Below are 22,143 nucleotides of genomic sequence, written 5' to 3'. Positions count from 1 at the left end.
ATTAATGGATAAAAAACTAAAATACATTAGGACAACATACACTATAATATTCACAATTATTGTCTTATATATCGTAAGGAACAATTTTATAGCACCTAATCATATTTTTAAATATAAGATTTTTTTGAGTATTGCTCAAAAATTACAAATTGCTTTATTTGGACTTTTAGTATTTCTTATTTCATCAATTTCCTATTTTTTATATAATAAAAATTTTGATTTCAAGGATATAAAAAAGTTTTGGGTTCTAGAATCATTAAGAAAATTTGTATGGATAAAGGGATTAGAATCAGTATTTATTGGTGAAGATGAGTATAGGAATCAGAACTTAAACAAAAATATTTCTAATTTTATCGCTTTATCTTTAATTAGTATATTCACGATATTTTTAATGAAACCAGAATGGACACTATTTTTGATTTATTTAGTAATATTGGTTATTGGTATTTGTGTTATTTATTTTAAAAACAAAAGTCCATATTATTTAGATTTTGTTGTAAAGGATAACATAAGTGTCAAAAGAAAAGTTTTATCAGTTGCTTATGAAACTGTTGTTACAATATGTAATATATTATTTTTCGTTTTTGCGATAAAACAATTTACTAATGTAAATCTTTCATCTTTGGTGCTTATTTATTGTGTTTCAAATGTATTTGGGCAAGTTAGCTTGATGCAGGACGGATTTGTTGTTTCGGATTTAATAGAAATACACTTTTTATGTAAATTGATAGAACCTAGAGCTGCAATAATTGCTATATTGATATACAGAATTGTAAGTAGTGTTATTCCATGGATAATTTCTTTAATTATGATATTAAAAAGAATTTACGACAATTACAATACTGATCAATACAAGAAACAGTTCGCATTTAATATTTTGTCTATTTTTACTCTAATCGTTGGGCTAATATTATGTTTAAGTGTTGCCACTCCATCAATGTTATTAAGAATAAAATTTTTAAAGAGATTTGTTAAGAAAGATGTAGTGATTTTGGCTAGATTTATAACTCTTACATCAGGTGGGTTACTAATACTTCTTTCACAAGGAATAAAAAAATCAGTTAAAAAATCTTTTTATATAGCGGAAGCAGTATTAATAGTTTCAGTTTTTTCAACACTATTAAAAGGATTAGACATTGAAGAATCTATTATTACATTAGTATTGGGAATTGTAATGTATATAATGAAAGATGGATTCACAGAAAAAGCTATCAAAATCAACCCAAAATATTTTATAAATACTATCGGTAAATTATCAGTTGTCACAGTATTATTTATCTTTATTAGCAATACTGTTCGCAAGGTAAATTTTTTGACATCACATCGAAAATATTCTCTAAATTATTTGGTTGAAAACAAGAAATTTATACTTCTATATGTTTTATTTGTTCTGATATTATCTTACCTTGCTCAATATACACGAACTAAGAAGATCACATTTACAAAATTAACAGATGAGGATTTTGAAAATATTGATAAATTCTTGGAAGAATTTGGTGGAAATGAATTCAGTCATTTAGTTTATTTAAATGATAAAAATGTGTATTTTGACAAGACCAATACAGTAATGATAATGTATCGACCGGTTAAAAACAGTGTCATAGTATTAGGTGATCCAATAGGTAAGAAAGAAAATTTCGTTGAAGCAATTGATGATTTTATAGTTTATTGCAATGAATATCACATGAATGTTTGTTTTTATGAAATAAATGGAGAAAATCTTGAATTATACTGTGATCAAGGTTTTAGATTCGTAAAGGTTGGACAAGATGCAACTGTAGATTTAACTCAATTTTCTTTAGTAGGAAAGAAAAATAGAACTTGGCGACATGTACTCAATAATTTCGATAAAGGAAATTATGAATTCAAAGTTGAAGATCCAACTGATAACCTGTTATCTCAAATGAAAATTGTTTCAGATAAATGGTTAGGAAATAAAAATGAAATGGGATTTAGTTTAGGATTCTTTGACGAATATTATCTGAAAAGAACAAAAATTGCGTGTATTTATAAAGGCGATGAATTACTCGCTTTTGCAAATCTTCAGCCTTTTTATGATGATAAAACACTTTCTATAGATTTAATGAGATATGATAGATCAAATGAAGATGGGTTGATGGATTTTATATTTATCAAGTTAATTTTATGGGGTCAAGAAAATAATTTTGAAAAATTCTACCTAGGAATGGCACCTTTATCTAAAGTTGGAGATAAAATTTATTCAAAGAAGAAGGAAAAAATTCTAAATATTGTTTACAATACTCAAAATAAGATATATAATTTTAAAGGTTTAAGAAATTACAAAGATAAATTTAAGCCCAACTGGTCGAATAAATATATAGCATATACTTCAGACTTTAATTTACCATATATTTTAATTAATGTTGTAAATTCAAAGAAAAAATAGTTGACAAAATGTTCAACATAGTATACAATATTTGTTGTTGATAAGTAGAGATATCCGCTCTCACCTTATAATTTCGAATTCATAAGGTTAAAATTTAATTTGATTATTAATTTTTGGCGGGTATTTTTACCCGCCATTATTTTTTTGGAGGTGAATAATATAAAAGACTTAATGATTAATGAGGAGATAAGATCTTCTAAAGTTAGATTAATCGATGACGAAGGTGAACAAATAGGTGTAATTCCTATTAAAGAAGCTTTGAAAATGGCTGAAGATAAGCATCTGGATTTAGTAAATGTAGCACCAAATGCTAAGCCACCTGTATGCAAAATATTAGATTATGGAAAATACAAATATGATGCATTAAAGAAAGAAAAAGAAGCGAAGAAAAATCAAAAAGTAATTAACGTAAAAGAAATAAGACTTTCACCAAATATTGAAAAACACGATTTAGAAGTTAAGGCTAATCAAGCATCCAAGTTTTTAAGCAATGAAAACAGAGTAAAAGTTTCTGTTAGATTTAGAGGTAGAGAACTTGGTCATAAAGATTTGGGTAAGGAAGTTCTTGATAAATTTTATGAATTAACAAAAGATGTAGGACAAATAGAAAAGAAACCTTCTATGGAAGGTAGAATGATGATAATGTTTATGGGTCCTTTGACTGATAAAGAAAATTAGAGGGGGAAATAATATGCCAAAAATGAAGACACATAGAGGTTCTGCTAAGAGATTTAGAAGAACTGGTACAGGTAAGTTAAGAAGATATAAAGCTTATGCAAGTCACTTAACAGGTAAAAAATCTGCAAAGAGAATTAGAAACTTAAGAAAAGGTACAACAGTTAGCGATGCAGATATGAGAAGAATCGATAAAATGATTCCTTAGTTAGAGGGGGGGATATAAATGGCTAGAATTAAACGTGGTACAAATAATAGAAAAAGACATAAAAAAGTATTAAAACAAGCTAAAGGATATTACGGCTCAAAACATACATTATTCAAAACAGCTAATCAAGCTGTAATGAAATCATTAGCTTATTCATACGTTGGAAGAAAAAGAAGAAAAAGAGATTTCAGAAAATTATGGATTGCTAGAATTAATGCAGCTACAAGAATGCACGATTTAAGCTACAGCAAATTTATGCACGGCTTAAAAGTAGCTGGTGTTGACTTGAACAGAAAAGTTCTTGCTGATATGGCTGTTAGAGATGAAAAAGAATTCGCTAAATTAGTTGAATTAGCAAAAAACAATTTATAAAATTAAAAGCTTAAGTTGATTTATATCATACTTAAGCTTTTTTTAATATAGTATTAATTTCGTTTTCATTTGAATTTATTAGCTTTAATTTTTTATCACGAGTTAGACTTTTTGTTTTAATTTCTAATTTTAATGCATCACTTTTATTATCAATTCTTTTCATAAAAACATAGTTTACAGGAAGCCTTGCCCTTGTATATTTACTGGCTTTACCTTTATTGTGCATTTTAATTCTTTTTAAAAAATCATTGGTAATACCTGTATATAAACTTTTATCAGCACATTCTAAAATATATAAATAATACATTAATACATACCACTTACTTGTTTCGCAACATCATAACTGAAACCTTTTTGCAGCAAGAAAGTAACTATTTTATTCTTTAAATCATAGCCCTCATGTTTTTCTTTCCAAATATTGATTTTAGTTTCAACTATTTGAGTTGCTTTGTCTAACTCCATATTATATCCAAAGACATTTTCCAAATAATCTTCATAAATTCTTTTATCAATACCTTTTTGGTATAAATCATTGATTATTCTTCTTTTACTGTAATTTGTTAGATTAATTTTATCGTTTATAAATATTTTCGCGTAGTTATAATCGTCCAGTAAATCTAGGTTTTTTAATTTTTCTATAACGTCTTCAATAATTTCAGAACTAAATTTTTTTGATTTTAATTTTGTCGTTATTTCTTTTTCAGTTCGTAATTTATATGATAAAAAATTAAGGCTGATTTCAAAAGCCTCTGTAAATTTTGAGATATTCAATAAATGAGTATATAGTTCATCATCTATTGTCATTTCGTTATGAATTTTATATCTTTCAAAATCATTATAACTTAGTAAAAAACTTTCTTTTGTATCAGTCTCAATTACGAACTTATCTTTTTTATCATTGAACTCAATATTTTTGATTATCATTTTATCTCATGTTCATTATTACATTTAGTATAAATGGAGCAACCATCATTGCTACTAAAATAATTGCTACAACTTGAGCTAATTTTTGCTTTTTCATGAAATTCACCTCTATGATATTCTAACACAAAAACATATATTTGCATATTTTAAAATAATGCTATAATATATTTATAAAAATGGAGGTAATTATGGCTGATTTAAAATTTGAAATAGTAGAAAGAATAGGAGTTTTATCCACAAAAGCTAACAATTGGAATAAAGAATTAAATATTGTAAAATGGTCTGATTACGATGCAAAATACGATATTAGAGAATGGAATCCTGATCATACAAGAATGAGTAAAGGTCTTACATTCACAGAAGAAGAATTAAGAGTATTACATGCGTTAATAGAAGATGAATTAAAACAATTAGATTCAGAAAAGTAGGATATATTTTGAAGTTCATACATTCAGCTGATTTTCACTTAGGCATGAAATTTGAAAAATCTTCAATTCCTCAATCTTTGTCTAAAATTAGAAGACAAAGAATTTGGACATCTGTTGAAAAATTAATCGAATATAGTATTGATGAAAATGTTGATTATATTTTTCTGTCTGGAGATTTGTATAATTTGGAAAATTTTAGCCTAAGTGATATGAATCGTTTAATTGATCTATTTTCTAGAACAAATTCACAAATTTGCATTATAGGTGGAAATCACGATCCTATTTATAAAGATAATTTATGGGACATGGTAAATATTAGTGATAATCTAAATATTTTCAAAAAGGATACTCTTGAAAAAATAGAATTTGATGACACTGATGTTTATGGGATAAGTTACAATAAAAATAACTACGATTTTATGAACATTTTTGATGATTTAAAACTAGACAAGTTAAAAACTAATGTTTTAATGATTCATTCTGATTTATTAAATGATAACAATTGTTATATGTTTTTTGATCAAGATAAAGTAAATAATTTGGGTTTTGATTATGTGGCTTTAGGTCATATACATAAACCGACTATTTTTAATGATAAATTTGTGTATCCAGGTTCTATTGAACCGTTGAGTTTTAAAGAAAAAGGGATGCATGGTGCTGTTATTGGAAGTATAGTTGATTACAGACTTGACATCGATTTTTTAGATTGTTCTGAATCAAACTTCAATGAATTTGACTATAATATATCAGATAAATTTAGTTATTACGATTTGGTTGGTTCATTGTCTAAATGTTTAGTTGAAGATAAGACAAATTACATTAGAATTAATTTAAAGGGACAATTAGAAGAAGGGTTTGATCTAGATATAGATTCTTTACAAGAAAGTTTAAAAAAATATTGCGAATATGTAGAAATAATTGACAACACAGAATCTAATATAAATTTGGATAAAATTTATGAATTTAACAGAAATAATGTGTTGGGTTATTTTATTGAGGAAACAAAAAACTTGAATCAAGAAGATCCTGTGGTTAAAAGAGCAATTAATTTAGGAATTAAGTCCTTAATGGAGAATAATTTATGAAAATTATTAGATTAGATTTGATATCATTTGGCAGATTTAATAATTACACAATAGAATTTGGAGACAAATTTAATCTAATTTACGGGTTAAATGAGTCAGGAAAGACCACTATATCCAAATTTATAGAAGGTGTATTTTATGGATTTGTTAAACCTTACTTAAAGAGAACTGTATTTACTGAAGACTACGAAAAATATCGCCCTTGGAATAGTGAAAACTATGAGGGCAGTATTTTAGTGGAGAAAGATAATAAGAGATATGTAATTTATCGTAATTTTAAAGAAAAATATTTTAATATTTTCAATGAAACTACTGGTAATAACGAAACTGATCTAGATGGTTTTAATCAAGATAATTTATCATTTCCAGGTGAATACTTTTTTAAAATGCCTTCAGATATCTTCAAATCAACTGTTTTTTCTAATTTAAAAGAATTGGATGCAGAAGATAAGAATGTAAGTTCTATTGTTGATATGCTATTGAATTCATCAGATAGCAATAATGATTCTGTTTCATTTAAAAAAGCACTAGATAATCTGGAAAAGATGAAATCAAATATTGGGACTAAACAATCTAAAGCAAAACCGTTGGGGAGTTTATATCAAAAAAAGTTTGATTTAGAAGATGAAATCAAAAATATTAATAAAGACAAAAAAGAATATGAAGATAGTTTAAATAAGCTAAATGAGTACAAACTTAGACACGAACAACTGCTTTTAAATAAAGAAAAATTAGTAAATTTGCATAAAAAGAACGATATAGAAAAAATAGAAGATGCAAAAAACTATAAAATGCAAATTTTAAAAGAAAAAGCAAGTTTATTAGACAGGGTATCAAAGATTAAATACATCAATGACATTGACGAAGATGATGTTAATAATTTGGAATATCAAAATAAATTATTAAACGATAATAGAATTACATTTAATGAGTTATCGAAGGAAAAGAAATTATTAAGTAAGGACTATTACCAATTAAAAGCAAAACTTAGCAATTATGAAACTATAAGAGATTATATTGATGAGATGAATAATTTAATTGAAAAATTAAATGGAATTTCTAAATTAAAGCTCAAACTATCAATTATTGGAATTATATTTACAATAATTGTTGCAGGAATGATTTATATGATGGGGTATACAAAAGAACTAGTTATTGCTCCTGTATTATTTGTTCTTTATTATATTTTAGTTAGTATATCCAATAAATTTAAGAAATTATCATACAATCGTCAATTAAATAAGATTGTGCAAAAGGTTAATCAAATTACTAATATGAGGTACAAAGACTACAATGAGGTAATTAATGACTTTAGATATGACTCAGATATGGATAAAAGTATTGATTATTTAAATAAACTTGAGGGACAACTCCAAGATATTGATTCAAGACTAGATTCTATTATAAATGAAGATGAAAGTTCCAAGTCAAAGATTAACAATATTTTATCGTCATCAAGAAATTTGAAGAACATAGATGTTGAAGATTATAGAAGAAAAAAAATAGAGTATGATCAATTGATTGATAGAATTTCAGATAAAGATGATCAACTTCAAAAGATATCATCTGAATATGATTTTAGTATTTTATTAGAAGATATTAATTCAGATTCAATAAAACTTGAGGATAATGATATAAAAGATATCAACTTACTTAATAAAGAAATTGACGAATCTATTGAAGAAAATGCGAAATTATTTGAAAGGACAAAAATACTTGAAAAATCTGTAAATCTTTTATTGGAAAAAGAAGAAAGATTAGCAGATATCAATGAGAATATTCAAAAATACGAAGATGAAATTACATCTATAGAATTAGCTATGGATTTGATCAATAAAAGCATAAATAAACTACACAAAAATTTTATACCTAGAATCAACAAGAAAGTTTCAGAAATGATGGCTTATTCGACTAAATACAAGGATAGATTCAGAGTTGATGAAAATTTAGATGTTAGCATTTATGATGGAGTAAAATTTTACGAACAAAAACATTTAAGTTCTGGAACATTTGACTTACTTTCTGTTTTTATTAGAATAAGTGTGCTCGAAGAATTAATGGGTCTTGATTATTTGATGATACTAGATGATTGTTTTGTTCAATTAGATGATGTAAGATATAAGAAATGTCTGGATTTGTTATTTAAAATTTCAAATAATAATCAAATAATACTTTTTTCTTGCCAAAACAGAGATGAGCAATTGTTAAATGAACTAGACATAATATATAAGAAAATTGAGTTAAAGTAATTATGATATATGCAATGGGTGATTTACATCTGGATTATACAAAAGAAAAATCAATGGATGTATTCGGTGATAATTGGGATAATTATGAAGAAAAAATATTTCGTAATCTAGAAAAATTAAATGAAGAAGACATTATACTTATTCCAGGAGATATTTCCTGGGCAATGCAACTAGATGATGCTTTTGTGGATTTGAAAAGAATCGATAAGAGTCCAGGCAGAAAGATTTTAACTAGAGGTAACCATGATTATTGGTGGTCTGGTATAAGCAAATTAAGAAAATTAGATTTAGAATCTATTAATTTTATTCAAAATGATTCATTGGACTTAGGAAATATCAATATATGTGGATCACGAGGATGGCTTGATCCAACTAGCAAAGAAGCTACAGAAAAAGATGAAAAGATTTTTCAAAGAGAAATTTTGAGAGTGAATATGAGTTTAGAAAGTGTCCGAAATAACAACGATATTATTATGATGCTTCATTATCCTCCTTTTGATATCAATAAACAACCTAATGCGTTGTTTAATTGTTTGAAAAATTATAATGTTACAGATTTAATATATGGACATTTGCACGGATATGGACATCAAAATGTCGTCGAAGGAACAATAGACGGAATACATGTACATTGTGTGTCCTCGGATTATATTGATTTTAAAGTTAAGAAAATTAGGGAATAAAATGGAAAAAGAATTAGAATGCAAGGTATTTACTGATGATTTTAATGGTTTGATGGATAAAGCTATTGAAATGGGAGCTAAAATGATTGCTCATGAAATTCAAGAAAATATTTTAATTGAATCTAATAATTTTGATTTAATTGATAGTAGTGATTATCTTAGAATTAGAATTTCAAAAGATATTTTTAATAATGAAAACAAGAAATTTCTTACTTACAAGAAGAGAGTTAATGATACAAACGTTAGACATTATGATGAATATACTATAGAGTTTGATAGCGAAGAAAACTTGAAACAAATATTAAAATTTGTTAAATTGGATAAGCAATCTTCATCTAAGAAAGAAAGAAAATCTTTTGAGTTTATGGATGCAAGACTGGATTTTGATTGCTGGGATAAAGATTTTTATCCGTATCCATATTTAGAAATTGAAGTAAAAAATGAAGAACATTTAAATGAGATAATAAATAAATTAGGAATAAATAAAGATCAAATTTCAACTGAATCTATAAGTGAACTAAGATCGAAATTACAAGAAAGTTAACAGAAAGGATAGACTTTTAATGGCAAACAAAAAGCTAGTGGTAGTAGAATCTCCGACTAAAGCAAAGACAATTCAAAAAATGTTAGGGTCAGGATATAAAGTTGTAGCTACAATTGGTCATTTAAGAGATTTACCAAAAAGTAAACTAGGCATAGATATAGAGAATGATTTCGAACCACAATATATTAATGTGCGTGGTAAGGCCAGTGTAATCAATTCTTTAAAAAAAGATTACAAAAATTCTCAAAAAATCTTCTTGGCAACCGACCCTGATAGGGAAGGAGAAGCTATTTCTTGGCATTTGTGCTATTTATTAGATATAAATCCAGAGGAAGAAAATAGAGTAAAATTTCAAGAGATAACTAAAGACTCTGTAAAAGAAGCAATAAAAAAACCTGAAGCTATCGATTTAAAATTGGTAGATGCTCAACAAGCAAGAAGGGTTTTAGATCGTATAGTAGGGTATAGCATTTCTCCATTATTATGGAAGAAAGTTAAATCTGGCCTAAGTGCTGGTAGAGTACAGTCTGTAGCCTTAAGATTAATTTGTGAAAGAGAAAAAGAGATAAGAGAGTTTGAACCAGAAGAATACTGGTCTATTCATGCAAATTTATCCAAAGAAAAATTGGAATTTGATTCTGAGCTATATTATTCAAAAAACGATAAATCTAATAAAATCAATATAAAAAACAAGGATGAAGCGGATAAAATTTTAAATGATTTGTCAGATAATTTTGTTGTAAATTCTATAAGACAACAAAAAAAATCTAGGAAACCTTACGCTCCTTTCACAACATCCACACTTCAACAAGAAGCATATAAAAAGTTATATTTTCAAACTTCTAAAACAATGAGAATAGCTCAACAATTATATGAAGGAATTAGTTTGGGTAGCGAAGGGTCAGTAGGTTTGATTACTTATATGAGAACAGATTCAACAAGAATTTCTCATGCTTGCGTGAGTGATTGCCTAGATGTTATTAATAATCTCTATGGAAAACAATATGCCACAAAAGGATACGATTATTCTAAAAAGAAAAAGGGATCACAAGATGCTCACGAAGGTATTAGACCCTCATCAGTAAAAAGAAGACCGAATGAAATTAAAAAATATTTGACAGATGATCAGCACAAATTATATAAATTAATTTGGGAAAGAACTGTTGCTAGTCAGATGAAAGATGCACGTTATCTATCTACATCAATAGATTTTGATAACAATGGTTATACTTTTAGATCTAATGGTAACGTGGTGATTTTTGACGGTTTTACAAGAGTATATTCTTTGAATACCAAAGATAGCGAATTGCCTGAATTAAAGGAAAAAGATTCTATAATTTCAAAAGAAATAGAATCTAAACAACATTTTACTAAACCAAAACCTAGATACACAGAAGCAAGCCTTGTAAAAACACTTGAAGAAGATGGCATTGGTAGGCCAAGTACTTATGCATCGATTATAAGCAGTATTTTGTCTAGAAATTATGTTGAATTAAAAGAGAAAAAATTTTATACAACAGAAATCGGAGAAAAAGTTTGTGAATTTGTAGTTAAATATTTTGATTCAATTATTAATGAAAAATTCACTGCTGAAATGGAGAATGAATTAGATAATATTGCTGAAAACGACGTTGAATGGAAAAAAGTAATTAGAGATTTTTATGATGGATTTAATGAAGATTTAATCAATGCAAAAAATGCACAAGATAAATTTAAAGTTAAAGACGAACCAATTGGACGCAAATGCCCTGAATGTGGCAGTGATTTGGTAATAAAACATGGGAGAAATGGAAAGTTTATTGGTTGCAGTGCTTTTCCTGATTGCAAATATACTGAAACTATTGTAAAAGATACTAAAGTAAAATGCCCAAAATGTGGTCACAGAATAATAGAAAAAGTTTCTAAAAGAGGTAAAGTTTTTTATGGATGTGAAAATTATCCAAATTGCGACTTCGCTTTATGGGATAAGCCTACAGGTGAGAAATGTCCTGAATGTGGTAGTTTACTAGTTCATAGAAAAAATAGGCATGGAGAATCCATTCTTTGTTCTAATGAAAAATGTGATTATAAAAAGCTTGAAAAATAAAAGCATATATGATATACTTTGAAAGTAAAACACACAGCCGATGATACTGATGCAGTTGCTTAATTGTCGCATTTGTAGATGAGTCGTCTGGAGGAAAAAAACGGAGGTAGAAAAAATGTCAGTAGTATCAATGAAATCATTGTTAGAAGCTGGGGTTCACTTTGGACATCAAACAAGAAGATGGAACCCAAAAATGTCAAAATTTATATTTACAGAAAGAAATGGAATCTATATTATAGATCTTCAAAAAACTGTAAAACAAATTGATGATGCTTACAATTATGTAAGAGACATCGTCGCAGATGGTGGAGAAGTTCTTTTCGTAGGAACAAAAAAACAAGCTCAAGAAGCAATCGAAACAGAAGCTAAAAGATGTGGACAACATTATGTAAGCCAAAGATGGTTAGGTGGTATGTTAACAAACTACAAAACTATCAAAACAAGAATTAATAGACTTCACCAATTATATGAAATGGAAGAAGATGGAACTTTCGATCTTTTACCTAAAAAAGAAGTTAGCCAATTAGAAAGAGAAAGAGAAAAACTAGAAAAAAACCTTGGTGGTATTAGAAAAATGACAAAAATGCCAAGTGTACTTTTTGTAGTTGATCCTAAAAAAGAATACATTGCTGTTCACGAAGCAAAAATATTAGGAATACCAGTTGTAGGTATCGTAGATACTAACTGTGATCCAGACGAATTGGATATTGCTATTCCTGGTAACGATGATGCAATTAGAGCGGTTAAGCTTTTAACTTCTACAATTGCTGATGCTGTTATTGAAGCAAATCAAGGTCGTGAAGATTCAGAAGAAGTTTATTCTGAAACTGAAAATGATACAGAAGAATCTGAAAACGAAGAATCAGTATCAGAAGAAGATTTAAAAGAATTTGTTGAAAATTCTGAAGAACAATCAGACGAAGAATAATAAAAAATAAGCGACGGTTAAACTTAAAATTAAATAATTGTTTGACAGTCGCTTTTTAATTCAATTGGAGGTAATAAAATGGCACAAATTACTGCTAGTATGGTAAAAGAATTAAGAGAAAAAACTGGCGCAGGAATGATGGACTGTAAGAAAGTCCTAACTGAAGCAGATGGAAATATTGAAAAAGCAATTGACCTTTTGAGAGAAAAAGGACTTGCTGGAGCAGAAAAAAAAGCTGGAAGATTAGCATCTGAAGGTATTGTTGAAACTTATATTCACGGTGGAAAAATTGCTGCTATTGTTGAAATCAATAGCGAAACTGATTTCGTTGCAAAAAATGAAGAATTTAAGGATTTCGCAAAAGATATAGCAATGCAAGTTGTAGCATCAAATCCAAAATACGTAAGTCGTGATGAAGTACCATCTGAAGAAGTAGAAAAAGAAAAAGAAGTATTAGTTCATCAAGCTATGAACGAAAACGACGGAAAAAATATTCCTGAAGATAAAGCAAAAATGATTGCTGAAAAGAAAGTTGAAGGAAGAATAAACAAATTCTACTCACAAATTTGTCTATTAGAACAACCATTCATTAAAGATCCTAATAAATCTGTAGAAGAATTATTAACAGATTTAATTGCAAAAATAGGTGAAAACATTAAAATTCGTAGATTTGCTAGATTTGAAGTTGGCGAAGGTTTAGAAAAGAAAAACGAAGATTTTGCTGAAGAAGTAAAAAAACAAATGGGTCAATAAAAATTATTGCTGCAATTTCTATATTGCAGCTTTTTTTATTTTACATAGTATCATATTGATTTTAAAATGTTAATTTGGTATGATTAATTAAAGAAAACCTTATTATTAATTAGGAGGAAATTTTGAGTTTAAAATATAAAAGAGTTCTACTAAAATTAAGCGGTGAAGCTTTAAGTGGAGACCAAGGACACGGATTAGATGATGATATTATAGAAAATATTTGCGATTCTATAAAAGCTGTCCACGAAGAAGGATTAGAAATTGCTATTGTTGTTGGTGGTGGAAATTTCTGGAGAGGAAGATCATCTAAAATTGACAGAGCTACATCGGACTCAATGGGAATGTTAGGAACAACAATAAATGCTTTGAGATTGCAAGCATCTTTGGAAGCAAAAGGTATTCAAACAAGAGTACAAACAGCAATAGATATGAAACAAGTTGCAGAACCTTATATTAGAAGGAGAGCGATAAGACATATTGAAAAGGGTAGAATTGTAATTTTTGCTGCAGGAACAGGATTACCATATTTTTCTACTGATACAACAGCTGCGTTAAGAGCAGTAGAAATTAACGCTGATGTTATTTTAGCAGGTAAAAGAGGAACAGATGGTATATACGATTCTGATCCTAATAAAAATAAAAATGCAATCAAATACGATAAACTTACTTATATTGATATTTTAAACAAAGGCTTAGGAATAATGGATGCAACAGCTACATCACTTTGCATGGAAAATAATATGGGATTAGTAGTTTTTGGTATAGATGATCCTAAAAATATAATTAGAGTTTCTCATGGAGAAAATATTGGAACAATTGTTGAGGGGGATAAAAATGAGTAAACAAATTTTAAAAGATATGGAAACAAAAGCTGAGAAAACATTGCATGCTTTAAGGGAAGAACTAAAAACAGTAAGAGCTGGTCGTGCGAATCCTAGCGTATTAGATAATATTATGGTAGATTATTATGGGACATCAACACCTTTAAAACAAGTTGCTACGATTTCTGCTCCAGAAGCTAGATTACTTACAATTCAGCCATGGGATAAATCAATAATGAAAGAAATTGAAAAGCAAATTCAAGCATCTAATTTGGGAATCACTCCTTCAAATGATGGAAGTATTATAAGATTACCATTTCCACAATTAACTGAAGACAGAAGAAAAGAATTGACAAAAGTCGTTAAAGAATACGGCGAAAAATCTAAAGTAACTATAAGATCTATAAGAAGAGATTTTGTAGACGATGCAAAAAAAATGGAAAAAAATGCTGAAATATCTGAAGATGAATTACACGTATTATTAGATGATATTCAATCATTAACAGATAAGTTAACAAAAGAAATTGACAATATTGTTTCTGATAAAGAAACTGAACTAATGGAAATCTAAAAAGTTAATATTAAATAAAAAATCTATTCATCATGTTATGAATAGATTTTTTATTTAATTAAATCTTTATCCTGAATTAACTTATATAAAAGTGGAGAAATCAGTAATTATGACAAAAATGTTACAATTATTACTTTTTTGAAACTTATTTGTAACTTTTTTGTTGAATTTACTTGACATATTTTTTTAATTCTTTTAATATTATCTTAGGATGTATTAGGAGGAAGTTAATATGAACAAAAAAGGACTTGGCTTATCTATCGGATTAGCTTCAGTCATAGCTGTAGGAACTTTTGTATCGCCTTATTTAAGTTCCACAACTTTAATAGGAGACAATAATGTTGAATCTAATAAATTAAATGATTCTAAATATTCAGTTGCAATAAAAAGCAATGATGTATTGACTCCAAATGCTGAAAAAGAAGAAAAAGAGAAAGCTCTTAAAGAAATAAGAAATTCACAAGTAAGAAACGTATTAAATGATTCCACAAAAACTATATCTAATAAACAAGCTGAGAAAGTTAAAGAAGAAATTAATTCGGATGTAAAACAAGTTAGAAATAATAAACAAGAATTAAAGACTTCTGCCGACAATAACGTTTCTACATACAAAAAAAATAGTGAAAAAGTAGATACAAAAAAAGATGAATCTAAAAAAGTGAAATTATCTACTGCAAATGTTGGGAAAATTTCAGAAGGTAATGAGAATTCAAAATCAAGCCTAAAGAAAGAAAAATCTGAAGTTGCTTCATTAACTCTTTCAAGAAATTCTGAAAATGAAGAAGAAAAGATTTATTCAAATATAACAAAATCTACGACAGGTGATTTATTTGTAAGAGAAAAGGCGGATAAAGAATCTGAAGCAATAGGTGTTTTACCAAAAGATACAAAAGTTGTTGTTAAAGATGATGGCAATAAATCATGGGCAAAAATAAGCTATAAAAACAAAGAAGCATACGTAAGTAAAGACTTCTTGACCAATGAAAAATCAAATAAAAAAGTAGTTTCTGAAGCTAAAAAACAAGTTTCAAAAAATAATCCTGAAGTTAAGAAAGTAAAATCTGAAGTAAAATCTAAATCTACTGAAAAGTCAGTAGATATGTGGGTAAAATCTCCAGTTTATCTAAGAAGTGAAAAATCAATCAGCTCTAATAAACTAGGTGTATTAGAGAAAAACACTAAAGTACAAGGTGTAGTTGAAGATGGATGGTTCAAAACTTCTGTAAATGGAAATAATGGTTTTATTAGTATAAAATACTTGCAAAACACTAAAATTGAAGAAAAGAAAAATGATGAACTTCAAGTTTCAGAAGTTAAAAACAAAGAACAAGTAAAGAAATCAAATTCTACAAAATTTGAAGGAGCTAACTATACTGGATATGTAAAGGAAGCTGTAAATGTTAGAGATAAAGACAGCATGGATTCTAACGTAGTTTCTGTATTAGAAAAAGGTACTAAAGTTAGTGGTATCAAAGGAAAATATTGGTTAAAACTTTCTGAAGGAAAATATATTTCTGTAAATTATATTCAAGACAATAAAGTTGAATCAAACCAAACAAAAAACACAGAAGTTAAAGATTCTTACAAAAAAGATTCTAATTCTAAGATTGTAAGATCTAATGAAGGTGGTTCTGGCAGTGCTGTAGCTCAAGCAGCTTATAATTATTTGGGAGAAAGATATGTTTGGGGTTCTGCACAACCAGGAGTAGGATTTGATTGCTCTGGATTAACTAGTTATTTATATAATAAAGTTTGCGGTATTTCTCTTTATAGAAATTCAGCTGCACAATCAAATAATGGATATCCTGTAAGTAAAAGCAATTTAAAACAAGGAGATTTGTTATTCTTTAGTACAAATGGATCAGGTAGTATTTCTCACGTAGGGATTTATGTTGGTAATGGAAAAATGATTCATGCATCAACACCTTCAACTGGTGTAATTATTTCAGACATTGACTCAAACTATTACTCAAATACATTTGTAACAGCAAGAAGAATCTTAAACTAAAATCATAAGCTATTGGCATTTAATGCTAGTAGCTTTTTTTATTGGACGAATTGCTTGAGCATATGATATTATAGAGTATATAGATATAAGAGGCGCACTATGAATTTCAATTTTTCTAAAGATAAAATTTTAATTGGTATAGCAATAATTGTTTTAGCTGGTTTTGGTTACTATAAATCTAATTCAGATAATTTGAATCACAATCAAATTCAAGCTTTAGTTGATACAAAATCAACAGAAAGTGTAAATAAGCAGTCTGAAAATAGTGCACATAACAGCGAAGATAATTCTACTAAGATGTGTCAAATAGATGGTTGTGTAAACAAACCTGGTGTCTATCATTTTAAAAAAGATGATAGAATTAAAGATATCGTTGAACTAGCAGGTGGATTTAAACAAGATGCTGATACGAAAAGTGTAAATTTGGCGATGAAGCTAAAAGATGAAATGAAGATCTATATTCCTTCTAAATCAGAAACTTCAAAAGAACAAAACAATGATACACAAAGCTCTGATTTAGTTACAATAAGAGATAATAACTCAAGTAATCTTGTAAATATTAACACCGCTGATAGTAATAAATTGCAAACATTACCAGGTATTGGACCTTCCAAAGCTAAAAAAATAATAGAATTTAGAGAGAAAAATCAATTTAAAAAAATTGAAGAAATAAAAAATGTAGATGGAATAGGCGATAAAACTTTTGAATCATTGAAAAGTTTAATAACTATAGATTAAAGGAGATAAAAATGTTAGACAAAAAGTACAAAACAATTAAACCAGAAGATGTCAAATTAACTGAGTTTACTCAAACAGCTGGATGTGCAGCAAAGATAGGACCTGGTAAATTAGCTGAGGTATTAAGTCATCTTGAAAAAGTAAATGACGATAATTTAGTAGTAGGATTAGATACAAGCGATGATTGTGCTGTATACAAAGTAAGAGATGATTTATGTTTAATTCAATCTCTAGACTTCTTTACGCCGGTTGTTAATGACCCATATACATTTGGTCAAGTAGCTGCGGCAAACTCTTTAAGTGATTTATATGCTATGGGTTCAGATCCATTGTTAGCTTTAAATATTGTTTGTTTTTCAGATTGCATGAATCAAGATATTTTGGTTGAAATCTTAAAAGGCGGTGCTGATAAGGCTAAAGAAGCGGGATGTCTGTTAGTTGGTGGTCACACAATTCAAGATGATGAACCTAAATATGGATTGTCTGTGACAGGGATAAACCATCCTGATAAAGTTTGGGCCAACTCTACAGCTAAAGTTGGAGACGTGGTTGTATTAACTAAAAAATTAGGTGTAGGAATTGTAAATACTGCTATAAAAGGTGGAATGGATAATCAAAAATTATTTGATGAAGTTATCAAATCTATGTCTACTTTGAATAAATACGCTAAGGAAGCCTGCGATGGACTAGAAGTTCATGCTGCTACTGATGTAACAGGATTTGGTTTGTGCGGCCATGCACTTGAAATGGCTAAGGGATCTGATTTAACAATAGAAATTGACTCACAAAACTTACCTATTTTTGAAGGAGTAGAAGAGTTTGTTAACTTAGGATTAGTTCCAAAAGGAGCTTATGACAACAGAAACTTTATCAGAAATGATGTAAAAATCAGCAAAAATGTTAGTAGCTTTGTAGATGATTTGGTCTTTGATCCCCAAACATCAGGCGGATTATTAATTGCATTATCTAAGGAAGATGCTGATAAACTTGTAGAAAAATTACATGAATCAGGCCAAGTTGGAAGTATAATAGGAAGAGTAAAGGAAAAAACAGATCACTTTATTGAAGTAATCTAATTAAACTTATGAAACTTAGAATTCTGTTAGTTTTTCCATCTAATGTGTATAAAGATGAGATCATTTTGAATTTCTCTAATGATGAAAATTATGAAGTTTCAGAATGTTCTACAATTGAAGATGCACTTGAAAAACTAAAAAAAGGTTACTATGATTTTTTGCTTAGTGATATGAATTTTTCGGATGGTACAGGCTTAGACTTCAAAAAAGAAATTAGCAAATTATATTCCATTCCGACAATTTTTGTTAGTGACGAATCAGATGATATGAAAAAAATCCTAGCGTTAGAATATGGCGCAGATGATTATGTAGTTTATCCATTTAATATGCTTGAGTTAAAAGCAAGAATTAGAGCAGTTCTTAGAAGAACGAAATCAGATTTAGTAAATGACAATAATAAAACAAGCATAATACAAATCGGTGAATTTGAATTTAATTTAATATCAAGAACTGTAAAAAGATATGGTCAATATATAGAATTAACAGGAAGAGAATTTGAATTGCTATATGCACTTGTTTCTAATAAAGATAAGGTTCTTTCAAGGAAGGAATTGGCTGCGAAATTATGGGAAGATGCACAGTCTCATATCAGGACTGTTGATGTTCACATTAAAAGATTGAGAGAAAAAATCAAAGATAACGAATCATTAATAATTAGAACAAAATGGGGAGAAGGATATTACTTCTCATCAAATACAAAAGTTTAAACTGCTTTTTAAAAAGCAGTTTAATTATTTATGGAGGGAATATGTATCAAACTGATATACCTAAAAAAGATCAATTAATTGCAAATATAATTACAAACATGGGAGAAATAAAAATTTGTTTGTTTGAAAATGATGCTCCAAATTGTGTAGAAAATTTTGTAACTCATGCAAAAGAAGGATATTATGATGGAACTATTTTTCATAGAGTTATTAAAGATTTTATGATTCAAGGAGGAGATCCACAAGGCACAGGCTATGGTGGTGAAAGTATTTGGGAAAAGCCTTTTGAAGATGAATTTTCTGATAATTTGAAAAATATAAGAGGAGCTTTATCAATGGCTAATTCTGGACCGAACACTAATGGATCTCAATTTTTTATAGTTCAAAATACTTCAATTAGAAAAGATTATATTAAATATCTTGACGAATGTGATTTGGATGAAGAACAAAAAGAATACTATAAAAATAATGGGGGATGTTTTTGGTTAGATGGAAAACATTCTGTATTTGGTCAAGTTTATAGTGGAATGGATATTGTAGACAAAATTGCTAACGCAAATACTGACTTTTCAGATAAACCGTTGGATGATATTATTATTCAATCAATAGAGATTTCAAGGAATTAATATGCATCAATATAGAGGCAAATTAATAGTGCATACTGGATCTATGTTTTCTGGAAAAACATCTAGTTTATGGAAAGAAGTGAATAGGTTTAAAATAGCTAAATATAATGTAGTTGTGTTTAAGCCGAAGATGGATTCTAGATATTCTAAGGAAAAAGTAGTAACACATGATAAAAACGAAATTGAAGCAATAAATGTCGATAATATTGACGATATAGTTGAATATACAAAAACTCATGATGTAAATGTCATTGCTATAGATGAAGTACAATTTATTAATTCAAAAGCAGATCATTTTGTAAAACAAATTAACTATCTTTTGGAAAAAGGATTCACAATTATTGCTGCTGGACTTGACATGGACTATAAAGCCAAGCCATTTCAACTTGTTAAGGAATTATTGCCTATATGTGATTACGTCGAAAAACACCACGCTGTGTGTGCTGTGTGTGGAAATGATGCATGGGTAAGTTATCGTATATCAGACGATAAAAACAGAATACAGTTGGGTGCTAGTGAGGCATATATGCCATTATGTAGAAAACACTATATTGAAAAAATGAATGAAAAGAAGCTAACAGAACTACAAACAACATATTTAGATAAAGATTAAAAAAATAAAAACACAATTTAGTATAACTAAATTGTGTTTTTTCTATTCTGGGTAGATTAAATTTTCTGTTTTAATAGAATTTAAAACCTTCAAGTACTTATCAGAATAGAATTTTGCCATATTTAAATTCATATCTGAATAGTTGCCACAGTCCTTTGCTGATTGACCAGGTATATCGCCTTCGTAATTAGATATGAATTCAAAGAGTTCTTTAACTAAATCTACGATATCTTCAGATTTTTTATCTCCGACCAAGATTAGATAAAATCCTGTTCTACAACCCATAGGACCAAAATAAATAACTTCATTTTCAAGTTTATTTCTTAAAAATGTAGCGGCTAAATGTTCTATTGCGTGAACTTCTGCTGTGTTCATAACAGGTTCTCTGTTAGGCGCAGTTATTCTTAAATCAAAAGTAGTTAATACTTCATTATTTAAGTAATCTTTTCTTGATACATAAATTCCTGGTAATAATTTTAAGTGATTAATTTTAAAACTTTCTATTTTATTCATATTTCCTCCTAAATAAAGTTCAATGGGTCTTTTTGAATTGATGAAGATATTATCAATCCAATTGAAATTAAGTTGATAATTTGAAATGTTCCACCATAACTAAAAAATGGTAAAGGGATACCAGTTATTGGCATTACCCCAATAGTCATTCCAATATTTTCGAATATGTGGAATAAAAACATTGCTGCAAATCCAATAGTCAATAATTTTGAGTATAAATTATCTGAGTTTTGAGCAATAACCACACATCTATAAAGCATAAGGGCATATAATAAAATCAATATAAATCCACCTATAAATCCAAATTCTTCAACTAATACTGCAAAAATAAAATCTGTTTGTTTTTCAGGAATAAAATTATATTGACTTTGAACTCCGTTTAAGAAACCTTCACCAGTTAATTTTCCTGATCCTATTGCTATTTTACCTTGGAGAGCTTGCCATCCAGTATTCGATAAATCTCTTTCAGGATGAACAAAATTTAATATTCTATCTCTTTGAAATTGATCAAGCCTCAAGTATAGAAAAGGTAAACTGATTATACCTAAAATAGTTGCTCCTATTAAATATTTCCAATCAATTCCAGCTGTAAACAACATTACTATTATTATGAATGTATACACCATAGCTGTTCCTGCGTCTGGTTGTTTTAAAATTAGAGCGACAGGAATGAAGGCAAAAATTAGTATTTTTATTAAAATTTTAGGATTATTAAGGCTGTTCTTGTTAGATTCTATAATATTTGCTAGCGAAATAATAAGAACTATCTTCATTATTTCAGAAGGTTGAAAATTAATTGGTCCAAACTTAAACCAACTTCTTGCACCCCATTCATCACCAACACCAAAAAATAAAACTAGAACCAGTAAAACATTGCAAATTATGTACATTGGAATGTTAAGTTTTTTTATTATGTGGTTGTCTAGTGAAATTATAAAAAAAACAACAATTATTCCTATAATTGTAGCTATTAATTGTTTTCTGAAATAATGGTTTGAAAGACTTGATCCAGCACTATATAATACTACAAGACCGTAAATAACAAGTATTAAAACGCTTATAATTAGAGTTTTATCTATTTTTGATATATTTTTTTTGCTAATATTAAACATGTCTCACTTCCTCAAC

General features: G+C 28.1%; 24 protein-coding genes and 1 other annotated feature. Of the genes, 20 read left to right on the top strand and 4 right to left on the bottom strand.

The genetic code is table 11. The features are described 5' to 3' along the window. Positions 1 to 4 precede the first annotated feature (4 nt). From mprF to rplT, 4 genes are all read left to right on the top strand, one after another. Positions 5 to 2,407, top strand: coding sequence for a bifunctional lysylphosphatidylglycerol flippase/synthetase MprF (mprF, locus tag GKF99_RS03215; RefSeq protein WP_154272643.1), 2,403 nt, complete (start codon positions 5 to 7; stop codon positions 2,405 to 2,407). Positions 2,408 to 2,443: 36 nt separating this feature from the next. After that, positions 2,444 to 2,555: a sequence feature (ribosomal protein L20 leader region), on the top strand. Between the two features lie 23 nt (positions 2,556 to 2,578). Continuing rightward, the gene (infC, locus tag GKF99_RS03210) at positions 2,579 to 3,085 is read left to right on the top strand and encodes a translation initiation factor IF-3 (protein WP_002836327.1); all 507 of its coding nucleotides are present in this window, start codon (positions 2,579 to 2,581) and stop codon (positions 3,083 to 3,085) included. Positions 3,086 to 3,098: 13 nt separating this feature from the next. Next, on the top strand, positions 3,099 to 3,290 hold the full coding sequence (gene rpmI, locus GKF99_RS03205) for a 50S ribosomal protein L35 (RefSeq protein ID WP_002836329.1): 192 nt from the start codon (positions 3,099 to 3,101) through the stop codon (positions 3,288 to 3,290). Positions 3,291 to 3,308: 18 nt separating this feature from the next. Beyond that, the gene (gene rplT, locus GKF99_RS03200) at positions 3,309 to 3,662 is read left to right on the top strand and encodes a 50S ribosomal protein L20 (protein ID WP_002838114.1); all 354 of its coding nucleotides are present in this window, start codon (positions 3,309 to 3,311) and stop codon (positions 3,660 to 3,662) included. A gap of 31 nt (positions 3,663 to 3,693) precedes the next feature. Here the strand turns inward: rplT and GKF99_RS03195 are convergent, their stop codons facing one another. Further along, complete coding sequence (locus GKF99_RS03195; RefSeq protein WP_002836332.1) at positions 3,694 to 3,969, bottom strand: GIY-YIG nuclease family protein; 276 nt, start codon at positions 3,967 to 3,969, stop codon at positions 3,694 to 3,696. After that, positions 3,969 to 4,586, bottom strand: a complete 618-nt coding sequence (locus GKF99_RS03190) for a RecX family transcriptional regulator (protein WP_002836334.1) — start codon at positions 4,584 to 4,586, stop codon at positions 3,969 to 3,971. The genes GKF99_RS03195 and GKF99_RS03190 overlap by 1 nt, the downstream gene beginning before the upstream one ends. Before the next feature lie 188 nt (positions 4,587 to 4,774). On the opposite strand from GKF99_RS03190, the gene GKF99_RS03185 reads away from it, so the two are divergent. From GKF99_RS03185 to GKF99_RS03110, 16 genes are all read left to right on the top strand, one after another. Beyond that, the gene (locus GKF99_RS03185) at positions 4,775 to 5,014 is read left to right on the top strand and encodes a PC4/YdbC family ssDNA-binding protein (protein ID WP_035109486.1); all 240 of its coding nucleotides are present in this window, start codon (positions 4,775 to 4,777) and stop codon (positions 5,012 to 5,014) included. A gap of 8 nt (positions 5,015 to 5,022) precedes the next feature. Continuing rightward, entirely contained in the window at positions 5,023 to 6,099 is a 1,077-nt protein-coding gene (locus tag GKF99_RS03180) for a DNA repair exonuclease (protein ID WP_154272642.1), read from the top strand. After that, entirely contained in the window at positions 6,096 to 8,348 is a 2,253-nt protein-coding gene (locus tag GKF99_RS03175; protein ID WP_154272641.1) for an AAA family ATPase, read from the top strand. The genes GKF99_RS03180 and GKF99_RS03175 overlap by 4 nt, the downstream gene beginning before the upstream one ends. A 2-nt stretch (positions 8,349 to 8,350) precedes the next feature. Further along, positions 8,351 to 9,031, top strand: coding sequence for a metallophosphoesterase (locus GKF99_RS03170; RefSeq protein ID WP_094207091.1), 681 nt, complete (start codon positions 8,351 to 8,353; stop codon positions 9,029 to 9,031). A gap of 1 nt (position 9,032) precedes the next feature. After that, positions 9,033 to 9,575, top strand: coding sequence for a class IV adenylate cyclase (locus GKF99_RS03165; protein WP_094207092.1), 543 nt, complete (start codon positions 9,033 to 9,035; stop codon positions 9,573 to 9,575). Positions 9,576 to 9,594: 19 nt separating this feature from the next. Further along, positions 9,595 to 11,661 carry a type I DNA topoisomerase gene (gene topA / locus GKF99_RS03160; protein ID WP_154272640.1) on the top strand — a complete coding sequence of 689 codons (2,067 nt, stop codon included), beginning with the start codon at positions 9,595 to 9,597 and terminating at the stop codon, positions 11,659 to 11,661. A 115-nt stretch (positions 11,662 to 11,776) separates the two neighbouring features. Further along, positions 11,777 to 12,589 carry a 30S ribosomal protein S2 gene (gene rpsB, locus GKF99_RS03155; protein WP_094203599.1) on the top strand — a complete coding sequence of 271 codons (813 nt, stop codon included), beginning with the start codon at positions 11,777 to 11,779 and terminating at the stop codon, positions 12,587 to 12,589. A 78-nt stretch (positions 12,590 to 12,667) separates the two neighbouring features. Further along, positions 12,668 to 13,342: a translation elongation factor Ts gene (tsf, locus tag GKF99_RS03150; protein ID WP_094207094.1), complete on the top strand. Its 675-nt coding sequence runs from the start codon at positions 12,668 to 12,670 to the stop codon at positions 13,340 to 13,342. Between the two features lie 122 nt (positions 13,343 to 13,464). Next, positions 13,465 to 14,184 (top strand): UMP kinase, encoded by a 720-nt coding sequence (gene pyrH / locus GKF99_RS03145; RefSeq protein WP_094205628.1) that lies wholly within the window; start codon positions 13,465 to 13,467, stop codon positions 14,182 to 14,184. Next, complete coding sequence (gene frr / locus GKF99_RS03140) at positions 14,177 to 14,734, top strand: ribosome recycling factor (protein WP_094207095.1); 558 nt, start codon at positions 14,177 to 14,179, stop codon at positions 14,732 to 14,734. Before pyrH ends, frr begins: the two co-directional genes overlap by 8 nt. Before the next feature lie 232 nt (positions 14,735 to 14,966). Further along, entirely contained in the window at positions 14,967 to 16,742 is a 1,776-nt protein-coding gene (locus tag GKF99_RS03135) for a C40 family peptidase (protein WP_154271133.1), read from the top strand. A gap of 99 nt (positions 16,743 to 16,841) precedes the next feature. Then, positions 16,842 to 17,480, top strand: a complete 639-nt coding sequence (locus tag GKF99_RS03130) for a helix-hairpin-helix domain-containing protein (protein ID WP_154254160.1) — start codon at positions 16,842 to 16,844, stop codon at positions 17,478 to 17,480. A gap of 11 nt (positions 17,481 to 17,491) precedes the next feature. Continuing rightward, positions 17,492 to 18,556 (top strand): selenide, water dikinase SelD, encoded by a 1,065-nt coding sequence (gene selD, locus GKF99_RS03125; RefSeq protein ID WP_094207097.1) that lies wholly within the window; start codon positions 17,492 to 17,494, stop codon positions 18,554 to 18,556. An 8-nt stretch (positions 18,557 to 18,564) separates the two neighbouring features. Next, positions 18,565 to 19,263, top strand: coding sequence for a response regulator transcription factor (locus GKF99_RS03120; RefSeq protein ID WP_094205633.1), 699 nt, complete (start codon positions 18,565 to 18,567; stop codon positions 19,261 to 19,263). A gap of 41 nt (positions 19,264 to 19,304) precedes the next feature. Continuing rightward, positions 19,305 to 19,889, top strand: coding sequence for a peptidylprolyl isomerase (locus tag GKF99_RS03115; RefSeq protein ID WP_094207098.1), 585 nt, complete (start codon positions 19,305 to 19,307; stop codon positions 19,887 to 19,889). A gap of 1 nt (position 19,890) precedes the next feature. Further along, on the top strand, positions 19,891 to 20,502 hold the full coding sequence (locus tag GKF99_RS03110; RefSeq protein WP_094207099.1) for a thymidine kinase: 612 nt from the start codon (positions 19,891 to 19,893) through the stop codon (positions 20,500 to 20,502). A gap of 42 nt (positions 20,503 to 20,544) precedes the next feature. Here GKF99_RS03110 and GKF99_RS03105 read toward each other — a convergent pair whose 3' ends face one another. Further along, a complete protein-coding gene (locus GKF99_RS03105; protein WP_094207100.1) occupies positions 20,545 to 21,015 on the bottom strand; it encodes an S-ribosylhomocysteine lyase in 471 nt (156 codons plus the stop codon). A gap of 8 nt (positions 21,016 to 21,023) precedes the next feature. Next, positions 21,024 to 22,127: a rod shape-determining protein RodA gene (gene rodA, locus GKF99_RS03100; RefSeq protein ID WP_094207101.1), complete on the bottom strand. Its 1,104-nt coding sequence runs from the start codon at positions 22,125 to 22,127 to the stop codon at positions 21,024 to 21,026. Between the last annotated feature and the right edge of the window lie 16 nt (positions 22,128 to 22,143).

This window comes from Finegoldia sp. BIOML-A2 (assembly GCF_009678315.1).
Classification (GTDB): domain Bacteria; phylum Bacillota; class Clostridia; order Tissierellales; family Peptoniphilaceae; genus Finegoldia; species Finegoldia magna.
This window is presented reverse-complemented; position numbering and strand designations above follow the sequence as displayed.

Excerpts from the sequence above, each read along its gene's own strand:
- mprF (WP_154272643.1), top strand. The coding sequence starts at position 5 with ATGGATAAAAAACTAAAATACATTAGGACAACATACACTATAATATTC.
- infC (WP_002836327.1), top strand. The coding sequence starts at position 2,579 with ATGATTAATGAGGAGATAAGATCTTCTAAAGTTAGATTAATCGATGAC.
- rpmI (WP_002836329.1), top strand. The coding sequence starts at position 3,099 with ATGCCAAAAATGAAGACACATAGAGGTTCTGCTAAGAGATTTAGAAGA.
- rplT (WP_002838114.1), top strand. The coding sequence starts at position 3,309 with ATGGCTAGAATTAAACGTGGTACAAATAATAGAAAAAGACATAAAAAA.
- GKF99_RS03195 (WP_002836332.1), bottom strand. The coding sequence starts at position 3,969 with ATGTATTATTTATATATTTTAGAATGTGCTGATAAAAGTTTATATACA.
- GKF99_RS03190 (WP_002836334.1), bottom strand. The coding sequence starts at position 4,586 with ATGATAATCAAAAATATTGAGTTCAATGATAAAAAAGATAAGTTCGTA.
- GKF99_RS03185 (WP_035109486.1), top strand. The coding sequence starts at position 4,775 with ATGGCTGATTTAAAATTTGAAATAGTAGAAAGAATAGGAGTTTTATCC.
- GKF99_RS03175 (WP_154272641.1), top strand. The coding sequence starts at position 6,096 with ATGAAAATTATTAGATTAGATTTGATATCATTTGGCAGATTTAATAAT.
- GKF99_RS03170 (WP_094207091.1), top strand. The coding sequence starts at position 8,351 with ATGATATATGCAATGGGTGATTTACATCTGGATTATACAAAAGAAAAA.
- GKF99_RS03165 (WP_094207092.1), top strand. The coding sequence starts at position 9,033 with ATGGAAAAAGAATTAGAATGCAAGGTATTTACTGATGATTTTAATGGT.
- topA (WP_154272640.1), top strand. The coding sequence starts at position 9,595 with ATGGCAAACAAAAAGCTAGTGGTAGTAGAATCTCCGACTAAAGCAAAG.
- rpsB (WP_094203599.1), top strand. The coding sequence starts at position 11,777 with ATGTCAGTAGTATCAATGAAATCATTGTTAGAAGCTGGGGTTCACTTT.
- tsf (WP_094207094.1), top strand. The coding sequence starts at position 12,668 with ATGGCACAAATTACTGCTAGTATGGTAAAAGAATTAAGAGAAAAAACT.
- frr (WP_094207095.1), top strand. The coding sequence starts at position 14,177 with ATGAGTAAACAAATTTTAAAAGATATGGAAACAAAAGCTGAGAAAACA.
- GKF99_RS03135 (WP_154271133.1), top strand. The coding sequence starts at position 14,967 with ATGAACAAAAAAGGACTTGGCTTATCTATCGGATTAGCTTCAGTCATA.
- GKF99_RS03130 (WP_154254160.1), top strand. The coding sequence starts at position 16,842 with ATGAATTTCAATTTTTCTAAAGATAAAATTTTAATTGGTATAGCAATA.
- selD (WP_094207097.1), top strand. The coding sequence starts at position 17,492 with ATGTTAGACAAAAAGTACAAAACAATTAAACCAGAAGATGTCAAATTA.
- GKF99_RS03120 (WP_094205633.1), top strand. The coding sequence starts at position 18,565 with ATGAAACTTAGAATTCTGTTAGTTTTTCCATCTAATGTGTATAAAGAT.
- GKF99_RS03115 (WP_094207098.1), top strand. The coding sequence starts at position 19,305 with ATGTATCAAACTGATATACCTAAAAAAGATCAATTAATTGCAAATATA.
- GKF99_RS03110 (WP_094207099.1), top strand. The coding sequence starts at position 19,891 with ATGCATCAATATAGAGGCAAATTAATAGTGCATACTGGATCTATGTTT.
- GKF99_RS03105 (WP_094207100.1), bottom strand. The coding sequence starts at position 21,015 with ATGAATAAAATAGAAAGTTTTAAAATTAATCACTTAAAATTATTACCA.
- rodA (WP_094207101.1), bottom strand. The coding sequence starts at position 22,127 with ATGTTTAATATTAGCAAAAAAAATATATCAAAAATAGATAAAACTCTA.